General features: G+C 40.6%; 8 protein-coding genes and 1 pseudogene. 3 read left to right on the plus strand and 6 right to left on the minus strand.

Going from position 1 to position 15,036, the window contains the following annotated elements:
• Positions 1 to 9: 9 nt before the first annotated feature.
• The 6 genes and pseudogenes from JUB15_RS27890 to JUB15_RS28885 form a co-directional block, all read right to left on the minus strand.
• A complete protein-coding gene (locus JUB15_RS27890) occupies positions 10 to 906 on the minus strand; it encodes a hypothetical protein (protein ID WP_207516015.1) in 897 nt (298 codons plus the stop codon).
• Between the two features lie 27 nt (positions 907 to 933).
• Positions 934 to 7,656, minus strand: coding sequence for a hypothetical protein (locus JUB15_RS27895; protein ID WP_207516017.1), 6,723 nt, complete (start codon positions 7,654 to 7,656; stop codon positions 934 to 936).
• A gap of 121 nt (positions 7,657 to 7,777) precedes the next feature.
• A complete protein-coding gene (locus JUB15_RS27900) occupies positions 7,778 to 8,323 on the minus strand; it encodes a hypothetical protein (protein ID WP_207516019.1) in 546 nt (181 codons plus the stop codon).
• Positions 8,324 to 9,112 (minus strand): DUF928 domain-containing protein, encoded by a 789-nt coding sequence (locus JUB15_RS27905; RefSeq protein WP_207516021.1) that lies wholly within the window; start codon positions 9,110 to 9,112, stop codon positions 8,324 to 8,326. It lies immediately after the preceding gene.
• Positions 9,113 to 9,429: 317 nt separating this feature from the next.
• The gene (locus JUB15_RS27910; RefSeq protein WP_207516023.1) at positions 9,430 to 11,574 is read right to left on the minus strand and encodes a hypothetical protein; all 2,145 of its coding nucleotides are present in this window, start codon (positions 11,572 to 11,574) and stop codon (positions 9,430 to 9,432) included.
• Between the two features lie 1,096 nt (positions 11,575 to 12,670).
• Positions 12,671 to 12,823 (minus strand): annotated as a pseudogene (locus JUB15_RS28885) (DUF6965 family protein); the annotation flags it as partial.
• A gap of 395 nt (positions 12,824 to 13,218) precedes the next feature.
• Here JUB15_RS28885 and JUB15_RS27915 point away from each other — a divergent pair.
• From JUB15_RS27915 to JUB15_RS27925, 3 genes are all read left to right on the plus strand, one after another.
• Entirely contained in the window at positions 13,219 to 14,067 is an 849-nt protein-coding gene (locus JUB15_RS27915) for a hypothetical protein (RefSeq protein WP_207516025.1), read from the plus strand.
• A 456-nt stretch (positions 14,068 to 14,523) separates the two neighbouring features.
• Positions 14,524 to 14,772 carry a hypothetical protein gene (locus tag JUB15_RS28890; RefSeq protein WP_207516026.1) on the plus strand — a complete coding sequence of 83 codons (249 nt, stop codon included), beginning with the start codon at positions 14,524 to 14,526 and terminating at the stop codon, positions 14,770 to 14,772.
• A gap of 76 nt (positions 14,773 to 14,848) precedes the next feature.
• The coding region (locus tag JUB15_RS27925) for a helix-turn-helix domain-containing protein (protein ID WP_207516028.1) at positions 14,849 to 15,036 on the plus strand (188 nt) is incomplete at its 3' end.

Here is a 15,036-nt window from a genome sequence, read left to right on the forward strand (position 1 = left end):
TAACATATGTTATGGTTCAAGGGGATTTAATAACTCGTAATCTTTATATGCCGGCGTAAGGGTTATACTATCCTGGTTCAATTGCATGAATCTTTTCTCAGGACTAAAATCTTTCGCCTGCAATGACAATGGTTCTACCTCTTTAAACAATATTTCCAAATAATAATAGTAAGTGTCGATCTCTGCTTCCTCATTCGCCGTATTTGCCAACTCCTTATCTTCCTTCTGGCTTTCATCTTCCAGCGGGTTTAACCTCGCCATTCCAATAAGCATCCGATGGACCCGGTAAGTTTGCGGTGAGTAATAAATCCGGTAACCCTGGATATCTGGGTCATTGATATTATCTATGGTCAATACTTTTTCATCACCTAATCGTGTTACCAGGGCATGAGCCTTTCCTTTTTCCATTACTTTTTTAAAAGCTCGCATATCAAACACCTTATTGCCTTTTGGCACAACGGCATTCCTGGCAATACTTATCGTTTTCTTTTCATTGTCAACAGCCAGCAACAGATCTTTCTTTTTCACAACCTCCATCGTTGCCAGGTGATAATAATAATCCGTATTGAATATGGTATACTCAAAAGGGTGTTCTTCCATAACCTTTTCTTCATTGCCGTTATCATCTATCACTTTTATGAAACCCTTATATTCAACACCCCCTTTTTGATAATAGGCATTCACCAGTTTAGCTACTTCTTTCCAAGGGTCATCATCAGTGGGTGTTCCTACCATTTCAACACTATCTTCCTCCTGCGATAATGAATCAGCGGAAATGGTCGGCCTGTTCCTATCAATCCTGTTCTTTGCCTGATCTTGTGTAACTGCGATAGAGTAGATCAGCATCAGCACGCTCACGCCTGCTATCCAGCTACCCAATTTCAAGATCCTGTTTCCTTTTTGCATGAAATACATTTTGAACAATTTTCAATATCATGATCTCTTCCTGAATGAAGACCTGGTTTCTTTAATGGTCATTATTCCACGCTCTGTTTCTTTTTTAACTCTCACCAGAACTCCTTCATCATCGTATTCGTAATAGGTGGCAAAGTTGTTCTCATCCAGTTCAGCCCATACCCTTTGGCTCGAAGGATCATAGGCAAATGTTTTGAGCTGGGCATCAAAAGGATGAACCCGAATGTCATCCAGGTAAATAGTACCACTACCCTGTAATTGCAATGAAAAAGCAGCAGATACACTTGGTAATACAAAAGGCACTTCGACCCGCTTCCAGCCTTCTACAATGGGCCATTTAACAGAACTATTTACCAGATTAGTTCCATTTACAATTGCCTGAACACTTGTAGTGGCATCTCTCGAGCTTCCATCTTTAACCCAGAAACTTAATACATATCGCTTGCCTGGCACCGGGGAGAAACCTTTTGCCAGTTCGTTAGATTGTAAACTATAGCGGCCATTATCGAAACTGAATAAAGGTGATCCGGCTTCTACAAAGACAGTCTTGTTGACAGTTACAGCGGTTGTAAGTTTTAAACTGTACTTACCACTATGAGCCTGCTCACCAGAAAGGGCGATACTGCTGCCATTTATATACTTTTTGAAATTGAAATGCCCCGTATTGCAGGTATCAACCTGACCACAGTCAAGCGTAAAGCCATAATCTTCAAACCCATCATAGGCAACTTCACGATACTGTGCATTCGAAGCTACCGCTACGGGCAACGACTCCAGGTATCCAAACACAGCTGCGCTATAGCGGTTCAAAGCATCCCTGTTTTCAATTTCCAATCCTTTTGAATTAATATAGGTGATTTCATTGGCTGCTATCCAATGCTGGTCAAGCGTGGGATTGTTTTGCCAGGCCAAGGTGGTATAGTTGTATTGCCAGAAAGGATTAAAAACACTATAAGCACCCGACTTTCTAATATTTGTGCTTCCCAAAAGCGCGGTATTGCCAACTAGGTTTTCGCGGCTGACTTGATATGCAAATTGGGATTTGGGACGCCAGTTCCCAAGTATACCAGTATAAAACGGATTAACAATGGTATTGGTCCCATAGCTAACCTGGCACACTGTGGTATCTCGGCAAATAAATACTCCACCCGTTGAATCAAGCGTATAGCCCGAGGGACAATTGTAACTGGTATATTGGCCATGATTAAACGCTCTATTTATGAAATCCTTTGAACTAAATACAATATTGAGATCATTATAACTCGTGGCATTGCTAATTTCATGATCGGTATTATTGTAAATTTCAGCTCCAAATGAAACATCAGATGTCGAGTCTATATTCCAACCCCTTAACTGAATTGTTCTTTGTCCGGAATCCAAGGATACCGGGAAAATATGCCACATCCTGAAGGTAGGGTCCGTATTGAACCAGACCCCACCTTGAGCTCTTATAGCCGTTCTACTTTGCCTTACTATTGTAGTACCATCTACTACAATTTCAGCCTGGTTATCGCCACCTATTCCAATGTAATATGTTTTAGTGACCGGTACATTTATTCGGGTGGTGAAACCCACCCATGTGGTACCAGGACCAGTAGAGCCGCATTGCCAAATTCCACAGCGGTTTAAAGGGCCAAGCGCTCCTCCGTTAGGATTGATCCAAAAAAGATTGTTAGGGTCTATTTGAACTGGAGGGGTCGGAGGGGTAGTACTGTAAGTACCATTTGTATTATATGCTGAATAAATGTATGTTCCATGTGAGCCATATGCCCCGTGCGCTCTTAAACAAATGGAATCAAAATCGCTGGCCGTTGGCGGTTCAGGATAATGCTCATCAACACTATAACAATAAGTGCTGTCGCCCGAAAGCGCACATCCCTGTGGACAGGCAGGTTGGTTACAATTAGACATAATTGGTACACTCCATTCTTCACTGAACACAGCCGCTTTCGCATCGAGCACACTCGTTAATTGGGTAACCTGTAGCCGGTCGCCCACTATTGGATTATTCAACGAGGATATGCTGGCAATAGCGGCACTGGCCATATTCTTGCGGCCCGAACGAAGCACTTTCAAAGTCCGGTTGCTAATTTGCTGTAAATTACCGTCTTTGTCAATCAACCTGTTGCTGTACACACTACTTATAGGCGAGTTTACTACCCAATACTTAGTACTAGCATTAACATCTATCAATTCATCACCCGGCGCGAGTACCGCATTGTATACTGAGTTAGTTATTTCCCCATTACTATTAGTAGAAAAACCACTGAATATGGTGCCCAGGTTTCTATACGCCTGTCCCATTCCATTATATACCCAATGCGCAGGATATAACATGGAATAAACGGCGTCGTCAAATTCATTTTGGGTTTTTGTCAATAAAACATTCCCTGTTTCCGCATCCCACAATAAATTTTCAGCGGTCAATGAAGAACCATTTTCCATTTTACGGGTCTTGTACTGAATGGCAAAGCGTTGTACAATCTTTATTGTTGATGCTGCGCGGTAACATCTCCTATCATAGTTCACGCCGATACCTGGAAAGAAAAAAGGCAAGGGAAATATAATTATAGAGCCCGAACCACCGCTTACCTTGGCACTGATACCCAGATTATCAGTGGTTTGCTGGCGCATATCAGTGAACATTTCGACATCCATGCCTATGGTTCCATCAGAAACGATCCCATTGCTGGCGATCACTTTTACATTGTTTCGCAGGGTCTTCTTTTCAGTCAGTTCATTTTCTGATTGGTAGAAATATTCAATACTGGATATGTTTTCTCCTGATTTATTAAATACCTTCATTGCTTTTTGCTTCCCATGCATATCATTTAATTCAATGGAATACCCTTGGGAAAGCCCTATATTTTCAACCTCCTTATTACTTAAAAGCTTGAACAATTTGCCTGTACCTGGCTTGCGTTGCTGCAAACCCATTACGTTAACTTTTGTTGGATAATCCCTGGCAGTATAAAACTCACTAACCGTAACTCCGGTCCGATTCACCGTTTCGGCATCTCCCGACCCTACTGATCTTACTGTTACTTTACTGTAACCAACACTTGCAGCCGGAAAGAAAGATTCACCAAAGGGCTCTTCGATATAGTAGTAATTGTCGAGCGCAAGGAATTCTTTTTGTTTGTAGCGGATTGGCTGTCTGAAAGGGTTCTCATCATTTCCAATCAGCGGTTCGTATGAAGCCACTCCACTGGAGATGGTCCTGCCTTTTGAATCCATAGTAGAATAATCGTATACCTGACTATAGGTAGCTGTTTTTGCACCGGTAGCGCCTGACATAGCAGCCCAATCATCAGAAATATCTATCCGTTTTACTCTACTGCCACCCCCGATTTTTTTCCATTCAGGGGAGCATAAACGTACCCACGATTTTCCTAAATCAATACTATCGGCATACTTGTATCTTTTTGCCCTGCTATTAAAGCCATTAATTAGCTCTTTAATAGTGCCAAATGCAGCCACCAACGCTTTAATCGTCTTTTTCAGGTCAGATCCGTTATCTTCAAAATTATCTGAACCGGGATAAGCATATTTAGGCAAGTTGGTACGTAAGTACTGCCAGCCGGACCTTGCAATGGTATTTACACCTCCCTTTTTCTCAATTTGAACCTTAGCAATGTTGTTACCGATTAACTCCGGGGTTCCTATAATTTTTGCATATCCCGGTACGTATTCGTTGTGATCTTTATTATCGAGATCGAGGTAACATTTGTAGTAAAGATTCTCAATGCCTTCAAAATATCTTTCCAGCATCTCATCGCGGCTGCTTACGGTTTTAGGTAAAGTAATATAAATGTAGTCGGCATCGATGAGGCCAGCAGATGAGCCGGAAGTATTTACGCCCTGGAACATACACACCTGCGATGCCCGGCGGTCCTGTACCCAGCCATAGTCGTCTGACTCATACGTGACGTGTATTTTACCACCTGATGGCAAAATAATTTCATTCAATTGCCATGCGCTCGCATAAGCGTTCGTTAGTCCTGTGTCCTGCAGCGTGTAAGGGAACTCTGAATTGTTCAATCCATTGGGATTATCTGTGGCTTTCTTATAAGTACCCCAGCGATCGTATTGGCGGTAATCGTAACGGTTAAAAGACGTATCATATTTAAACTCGTACGGATTCAGTCTTCCTTTTTCGTTTACCCCAAACGTAAAATATACTTTTTTCAGCGTAAGCTTTCCGGTATTACCAATACTATTGGGCAACCCTTTTATTAGGGAGTAATCGTATTCAAAATGAACCACCTTTATGGGAATCGTTGTTGCCGGGTTGTCGTTATTTAACCGCAGATCGGATTTAGAATACAGTCTTATCTCTTTTAAATATTTTAATTTACGAGTTGTATCTACAAGCCCCCGGCTGTTCTGCACCCCCAAAGCATCGCCCCGGTTGCCCAGGATAAAATGCGCTACCATTGTTTTTGACTCAATAGAATGCAAATACCAGATTTCCTTTTGTCCATAAACATAATTTGCCTTGTCATCGCGGGCATCGCTTAAAAAACCCTCATTATAATTGGCTGTATCCTGCCCAAAAGCAAAAGGCGTCCGCCAGTTGTACAGATCATTTAAACGGCTATAGTTGAATTTAACGGCTGTGCCAAGGTCATCGTCTGTTACCCCATTACTGGTTCTGTCAATATAATCCGGTGAAAGTATCGCGGTGAGTAAATAAGATGTAGCGTAAGATGGTGTTTTTTCTTTAGTATAATAACGCTCAAGTCCCTTGGAATTACTGGTTGAGTTTTCATTTCCATCATTATAGTTGATCAGGCCTTTATTACGCAACGACAAATTCTGGTCAATGCTAAAAGATACTTCTTCCTGGTAGGTGTTATAAACAGGTATCCCAAACACCGACCGCTTGCCATCATCACCGGTAATGGTTATTTCTGAAAAATGATTGGCTTTGCGATAACCGCCTATTCTTGCGAAACTGTTTCGAATACCGCCACTACTACAATTGTTCAATACCAGCGAATCGGGATGGTGATCCTTTATGGTTTTGTCCAGTGCATGATTTGTTGCCTCCGCTGCTGTTAAATAGCTGAAAGTAGTATTACGAACTTCTCTTTTATCTCTTTTTAACACTTGCGTACTTTCCCCACTGGGTGCATACTTTGTCCTTAACAATTCTGACGCTTCGGGTCCCTCAATCGCATTGGATATTCTTGCAGGTAGATGAACGGCCACCGGTTCAGTCCCTTTTATTTTGTTGACATAGCCGTTGTCATAAGGCACCGGTTCTCCAACTCTTTTAAAATATGCAGGTTCATATAAGGGAGTCAATGGTGAATGACCCATGAAATCTCCCTTACTTAAGAAGTTATTCCTGTCTTTCCACTTAAGCGTTTTGGTTTCAATATTTTGAAAATACAGATCTGCCCCAACGTCGAACAAGGCGCCACCGCCCACTTCGAGCCCCAATTTAAATTCGTTGGCTGTGTTACCGCTGCGTTGATCAAAGAAAACACCAGAGCTGCCTCTGTACAGCCGGTACTGTCCACCGCCATCCTGACTCGAGGCACTGAACAGATCGTATGTAGGTATGGGAATAGGCAAATACTTGATCTGGTTATTGTAGGCTATATCTTTTTCGCGATTGAAGTCCATCAGCGCATCGTTATTGTTAATCCCCTTTTCGCTGTTTAGATAACCATAAGCTGATGACTGTTTATAGGGATGCGCCACTTCCTGCTTTGAATAAAGACCTTGTACACCATTACCCAGATATGCGAAGAACAATTCCCCACCCACTGACACTGAAAGCGTAAATGATGTGTTTTTAAAACTATGATTTATTGTAGGCGTGTAAGTGTCTCCATTAAATGAAATAAATGATCCACCCTGCCAGTTGCGCGTAGTTACATTGGAAGCAGTAAGATTTTTTTCGTCCCGGATCACGTTGTAGGCTCTGAACGACCCACCGAGCGTCATACCTGCAAGTCCGGCTCTTGAATTATAACCAAACCCGACAGAGGATGAAATACTTTGTCCCTTATCCTTGTTAATAAGATGGTTATTAATGATACGTGCATTTATCGGAACGGTGGCACCATCCATGGAATTTAGATTCAAGCCTACACTCAATCCCATTCTATTGCCAGTAGCAGAGTCTTCTTTTTTTTGAGTAAGCTCCCCCGCTACAAAATCGGTTAATGTGGTTCCAACATTGGCGCCTATCTCAGCTCCAACGCCACGGTAGTTATCTATTTTTACACCAGCACTTAGCGTCAACGACAGGTTTAGTTTCTTTTTCTTTCTTTTCTTTTTGACTTTATTTACAGGAAATCCAAGCAGATCGAGCGTTACAGCGAATTTGCCGGCTGTGGTAATATGCTCTTTCATCGACAATTCCCGCTCCTGTTTGTCAGCGCCGTTAAAATCATCAGGCAACCCTCTCAGCTGCCGGTTAACGGATCCCGTATTCAAACTCCAGCCCAATCCTACCCAACTGGCTTCCTCATCCATACCCGAACCGGAGTGATAAGCGAGGTTCACAGGATATCCGCCTACATCAAGCAATGGAATATTATATGTAAAATCACCTGTAAAAAGATCTACCATGTCGCTGTTGCCAACAGGCTCAAAACCTTTCATTTCAGGTTGGGAAGGACCAGATGTTAACCCATATACTGTAGCCGGGATAATCATTTCAAGGGTCATAACCAGTAGTAGAAATGCAGCAAATTGTTTTTGGTATTTCGTAAATAGTTTCATCGAAAAAAGTTTGGTTAGCCCGGCATGTCCACTACAAAGTGTGCTCGGCTTACCTTTTGGGAAATAGATATCTTGCCCTGCTCTTTAAGCAGGATTTATTACATAACTTTAAATATGGATTTTAGACTTTTGGAATCTTCCGGATATCTTTTTGGCTGTACACAAATGCAATTACACCCAGGCCAAAAATTTTATCCTTGTAGTATAATGTAAAATCGTTCTTACTCAATTGACTGTTACTGTTTCGAAATGCAACCAGGTATTCAAATCTGCCTGGAATACCGGTTTCCACTTTCTGACAAATCACTGGACTTATAGAATCGCCCCCACAAAGCACCACGAAGTCGTTTTGCATGTCGAAATTCAAATACATTATTTTTTCCCTGGCAGGCTTTTCTATTGAACTTTTTTCAATTTTTACATTAAAGTAACAGTAGTCTTCAATTCGTTCCTTGCTATTGAGTGGCGTATTATCAGTCGATCCGTTTTGAAAATGATCCGGCAGCCATTTGGCAGTAGCTCTTACCTCACCCAACTGTATTGATTGTACTATTTTGTTTTCAGGATTGTTTATAAACGCCGCCATCCGTTGCTGGCGCGTTTGATGTGTACAACTGACCATAAAAACGATGCACACAAAACAGCCGATGCCTCTCAACATAAGCATTTATTCATTTTTATAAATAAACCGTAATCGTAAGGTCCTGTTATCTGCCAGTTGAACGCTCAGCATATATTCTCTTCCAACTTTAAATTTATTCTTTTCCGACAGGTCAATTTCATACTTATTAAGACCGGCAGCCAGTTTCAGGTTGGGCAATCCTTTGACCGTTTTACCCGACGCGTCCATAGCAGTAATGGAATAATTCAACTCTCCGGCTGCATATGGATTGTTCAGGGAAAATCTTAGCCAGGTATCGGCAACGTAAAAATCGCCGCCATCCACTTCTTTTAACTCGCGGTAACTATCTGGCGTTATTTCCCTTTTAGGGTCCTGGCATTTATGGATGAAGGTCCAAACCTCTGACCGGGTAAGGATAGTCTTGGCCACATATACAGTAACCTGCCAAGCATATTTTTGCCCTTCCTTTAATTCGGGCGCATTGGAAGGATAAAACAGGGTATTCCCAGGTATATTCGCCTGGTTTATTATAGGCGGATTATACGTAATGGCCTCAACTATATCCTGTCTATCTTTAACCTCGGTCAATAACAGTCGAAAACGTGCGTCTGCCGGCAGTGGCATGGGTGGCTGCCAAATGAACTGTGGGCGTCTGTTACAAATTTCATCACCATCAACCGGGTTGATCAGGAGTAATGGCGTGCGTGGTAGTAAGAGGTGCGTAAAGCAATTTTCGAAAACAGGTGGCAGTCTTGGGTCCTTTGATTCCGACACATCCACTTCAAAACAATATTCATATTCCCCTTCCAAAAATCTTCCGGTTTGACTGACCATTAGTCCATAATTATTATTGCCAAATGCAAACCGGGCTGTGCTATAAGCTGATTTATTTATTTCATTTTGGCCTGGATGGAGTTGAAATGGAGCCATGATCACAGTAACCACATTCATGGAGCCTTGTCGCACCCTAATTGTTACTTTAGCAAGCAAGTTACCCGGCGTTGAATTCATAATCAGGGCATATGCAAGCCCATCAAGCGATTGACCATAAACCACAGGTGAAAAATTAACCACTACCTGCCCCTTTGTACCCGTAGCCAATAGCAGCCCCAGGCACAGTAAAGACACTAATATTTTTTTACAACACTTCATCACTTAATTAGATAATTGATACTGATATCGGTACGGAACAATCCATACAATAATGGCTGATACAATTTCATATTCTTTCTGGCATCAACATAGATGTTGAAATTGACCCGCTCCCTCAGCTGGCCAGAAATTGATTGCTTTATACCTATTTGGTTATACCACCCTTTTACACCGTTATTAATAATAGACGATGATAAGCTGACCTTTTTCAACAATATATAAGTAACTCCAGCTTCAGCTAAAAAGGTAGAATTGAAAAATACAAATTGAGAGTTATTCCGGCTATGGTCGTAGAGCGTATTCACGAATAGCAGCTTACTTCCCAGGGTTATACTTTGGAAGCTCGATACTGATAGTGAGTTATTCAACACTGGATCGTTAGCCAACATATGCTTATTCCGCTGCCAGGCCAGGGTAAGGTTGTTCCGGTAATATTTACCGGCAATCTTCTGAGCCAGCGTACCATCAACACTCAGTCTTTCCAATATCGACACCATGCTTTTTTCACCGCCTGCTACCCGGATCATTTTATTGGGCATATAGCGGATACCTACAGACTGCCCTTTTCTTAATTTCATCCGCAGATCAATTATCGAGTATATACTACGCCACTTTTTATCAGTACCATCACCGAAATTATACTCCCTCACATTGGTTTTCACCGACGCCTGTAGTTTTCTCTTCCAGAATGATTTTTTCGCTTTTACGCCAAACTCTTTGCTGCCGCCCGTTAAAAAACTGTTGCCTGGATTGTTATAGCCTGGCGCTATCATGCTAGCCTGTACGCCGTAGCTCAATTGCTGATCCTCCAGCTCATCTTCGTACCTGCATGAAACGGCCATACTATTCAGCAAATTATCTGAGTTCAGGATCTGCTGCATCGCCGTTTTGCTTTGCAATGTCGTATCCGAATCTACAGACTGCCGGTAACTTGTTGCTGATCGCGATATTTCGGTGGTAATAATGCCACTTTCACCCAGTCGCATTTCATTACTGATTGTAGTTACTACCGTACTGCGGAAAGTATTGTTAGCCGATAGTCCACTGATAGATGCGAAATTCTCCAGGGCCCCCATCGACTGGTTATAGGTCATTATAGAAAAGCGGGCGTTGCCAGCGGAAGCATTGCCTAACCCTACACTGATCATTTTTGCATTTCCATCATTGGAAAGAATACTATTGGTAAACGGCTGATCGAAAATGGAATTGAAGGTTTTCAATTTTCCCAATCCAACCATCAGCGATTTGTTTTTACCGGCTATTTCGGTATTTATTCCCTTATTTAATAAGTGATTTACCGATAAGGGGCTTCCTGACAGGGTATTCTGACCAAATTTCAATTGATTCAATTTCAAGAACAATCTTTGCAAACCGGTCAGCTGTAAATGCGCCTTTGCCTGTTTTATAATAGTAGCGGGATCCTTGGCAATTTTTTCTAATTGTTTTTCATTAAGGAGTTCTAATTGCTTCACCTTTTTCAAAACACCAGAGGAATCCCATTTACTTTTATATTCTTCTACCTTTTGAATCAACGCATTCACTCCTTTAAGTTTCAAGACTTCATTTTGTAATTCGCGCAACTGATTTTCATCAACTGCCTGTCCCATATTTATTTTTGCCTGCAATTCGGACAACAACTTTTCTTTACCAATAACCGACTGCAGGTATTGGTTATTAAGCAATTTTTCACGCACCACATGAAGATCTTTCGACATCAATTGTTTTAGATCGCCCAACTCACCTATTTTATCTTTTAGCTGATCGCCAAAACCCTGGCCTATTTTTTCAAGGTCAGACTTCAACGTTGTCTCTGCATTTCGTTTAATATTGTCTAACTGGTTCTTAATATCGTTTGTCAAAAATTCTTCTGGATTGAATTTGTCTTTGAGGCTACTTTTTAAAACTTGCAGGTAGTTTTCCTTATTAAAATGGATACCCACGTTGGAAAAATTGTTATTTGAAATGTCGTTCCAGGTTTGATTATTAAAATGAACATCAAAAGGTATGGTTGCTACTGACCAACTGCTGCTTACCTCAAAATCACCATACCATGAGTACCCGGAAGGTGTAATATAGGAGGCCTCATTGTCTATCCTATTATATTCAGCCGTTGCGTTATGAAGAGTAATTGGCTTTCTAAGCATATTATCTGGCAGAACCATTAATTTTTTAACGGAATTCGTTAACAGGTTTTTAATGCTTTTCTTATCTCTATACTTATGTCCAGCGTTTATTAAACTATCAAAATGCTTTTTATAGTAGTTGTTATTAATAGTTGATGTATCCAATCGGATTTGCAATCCAGTGTCAGGCTGAGAAAATGCGCTCAATGCTAAACTGTACTGAAAAAGAAGCAATATGATTATACGCCGGTTCAACTGTTTGTAGTTTATATTTAATCAGTTTTTGGCAATTGAAGCTTTTGCCCATAGAAAATCTATTATGATACATTTTCTATAAGAGAATCATATAAACGAACATCATATGCTCGTGCATAAGCTGCGTACAAGCACATAGACTTTGCAGATCTGCTAGGTCAAAAAACAAAAACGGATGGAATAATTTCTTACTATTCGAGAAGCGACAATATAAAAATGTATCAAGAAGAGAGAGCTATTATACTATCTATTGGAGAATGTAAAGTAACTATTCTAAAATAATTTCGGGCGGAGAAGGCAGCTACAAAATGATTTCTCATTTCTCAGGTTTTGGTTAATGAATGATTAGCAGAAGTGAATCAAAAACAAGCCAAGTCGAAAGTTATGCCTTGCAGAAGTATCGGAAATGATCGGTTGTTTAAAGAACAACATTACGTATGTAAATCTAGTCGTTTTATTTACACTTCCAAACAATTATCAACAATCTTGATTTAAGTCAATGAAATCACATATCAATTTCTTTTCTTAAGAAGAAAGTAATTAAAAATACTTGCTCTTATTCTAGACGAATGCCGATCAAGCAGCGGTGCAGGACAAGCAGAAGTGGTTATGGAACGGATGTTGAGCGATCCGGCAAAAGAACATTTAATGAAAAAGTAATAGATTGGCCAAAAATAAAGAGTCGACAAAAATATCTCTTCCGGTTCAAATAAATTGATAAAACGGTATCTTTTAAATGAGCACAATGCCAAAACATAAAAATACTGAAAATCCTAGATCACCCTGCAGTCATCTATATTACGTAACACCCAGTCGGATAAAGATGATGCAAAGCGACAGAATTGCATGGCTTAATTCCGTACTAGCTGTCTTTGAGTTTTACCAGGCGTTCATAGAAAGAAGAAAAGGTGTTCTTGCCAATATTGGCGCGGACACATGCCGAATGATTTTTAACAAACTTATGGACATCAATCACTTTTTGGGCTTGCATTACCTCTGTTTCTTCCGGTAATTCTACTGATCCAAAAACTTCTCCAGATCATTCAATTCCTTCTCTGTGTACATGATACAAAGATGGCACAATAATTCCATCGATGTATTAAAGGGGATAAATAATGAAAGCCTTTGCACGGATGCTATGAACATGCCGAAAAACATAAGGCCAATGACCGGTTACGGGCCGAGCTACGACTAGCCCCTATATATTATCTAGCGTATGTGTCTGAGTCTTATATCAATTTTCGGGAACATCTTTACTATGCCCCTAATACACATTCTATTTGTTCCCAAATTTCTATGATTATCAATCAAACTGGTACAAAAGTTACGTAAATTGAAGAGTTAGCAGCAACTTTTCTGATACGCTATAACAAACAATTTCTTTAAACAATAAAACAAAGGAGGTAAATCATGTTTACAAGACCAAAGACTTACAACTGGATTGGTAACAACGCACCAGTTCTTTATTGGGATGACCCAAATAACTGGGCGGAGGGTGAATTTCCAAATCAACGAGAAGCCTTAGCAATCTTTGCAAACGCTTTGTCACAGGACACTACTATATTATTACGACAAGACATCCGTTTAGCTCAGTTTTGGTTTAGCGAAGAGAGGTTCTCATACAGAATTGCTCCAGAAATTACTGCAAATACTACAGCAGAAAATCAGCCAAAGCTGATTATGGACACAGCCGAACAATTCTCCACTTCGTTTTTTGACCTTGATAATAAAACTGACCATTTTATAGACGCAATAATTACTCATAGCTGCCATTGGGGCTTTCCAGGTAGAGTATTTCCTGGCATGAACGTACCAGAAGACAGATTTGTTACTACGCTACATTTCAATGGCGCAATAACCAATTATAAAGACCCTGAAAGAGCAAGTTTACAAATCTATGGACAACTAAAATTCCAATTGAATGCTGTTAATTCTTTTAGAGGTCCGGTGATCATAAAAGATAAAGGGCAAATTCATGTCTCTAAGAATGGTGGAATACCTGACAACACACCTATTTTTTTGGAAAAGGATGGCAAAGTTTCTACTGCAGACGGAATTCTTATTAAAGCTTCGAAGTTCAACATTGATGGAAAGGATATGGACAAGGGATTATACTTTAGTGATGGTTTCAACTTAGATGTCAACACGCTAACTTCCGAAAACATCTTAGCCAGAAATTTTGTGGTTGACTACAAGTTGACCACTAAACCTCTTTCAAACATACTTGGAGGCGGTGCTATTTTAGTAACCAACCAATAGACAATAAAGCTGTTGCCAATATGGGGTTTGCTGCAGGTGTAGCATTGTTAGCATCAGTAGCAGTTCTCTGTTCAGCTTTAGTCCGCGCTTGACTGAATGTTGTATGAGGTGGTAATGGATTTGAATCCTTCGCACCATTATACCTGGCTTCCAAATGTTTGGCATTGGTCAGGGCAATCTTCAGCTTGCGGTGCGTGATGCTGTTACTGAACGCCAACGTTCAAATCGGTCGAACACAGTTTCAAGTTATTTAGATGAAATAGCTCCGATATAATCCGACAGTTGGGATTAACTTTAAAGTAACTACACAATTAAGTAATCCCAAAACAGTCAGATTTATGAACACACAAGTTAAGTTAATTAAGGATAAAGTAGGCTTGTTAAAGCTGGCCGAAGAGTTAGGGAATGTATCTAACGATAAAATGTATCTCTGGAGTAGCCGAATAACTTACAGGCTTGTTTTATGAGCAAGGAGGTGAAGCGGCTTTACAGGAAGTAAACCGTCGTAAACCTAACTTAAAGAATCGAATAGAAGCGCCTGTTGAAGAGGCCGTTCTGGCGATGGCAATAGATAGGCCTGCATACGGCTTTGATTTTTTCTTTCTTAGGGATTCGCCTTTGAGATCTAAACGCATGGTATTTGCTGTCATTCTGTCCATAATTGCATCGGCAAGAGTTGGATCGTTTAATATTCATATGAAATAGTTCCGATATGATCTGACAGTTTGGGATTAACTTTAAAGTAACTACACAATTAAGTAATCCCAAAAGCTGTCAAATCATGAACACGCAAGTTAAATTAATTAAGGGTAAAGTAGGCCTATTAAAGCTGGCCGAAGAACTAGGCAATGTATCCCAAGCCTGTAAGCTATTCGGTTACTCCCGAGACACATTTTATCGTTACAAAGAACTTTATGAGCAAGGTGGTGAGCAGGCTTTGCAGGAAGTGTGCCGTCGTAAACCCAACAT

The sequence above is a fragment of the Longitalea luteola genome (genome assembly GCF_017356035.1).
Taxonomy (GTDB): domain Bacteria; phylum Bacteroidota; class Bacteroidia; order Chitinophagales; family Chitinophagaceae; genus Niastella; species Niastella luteola.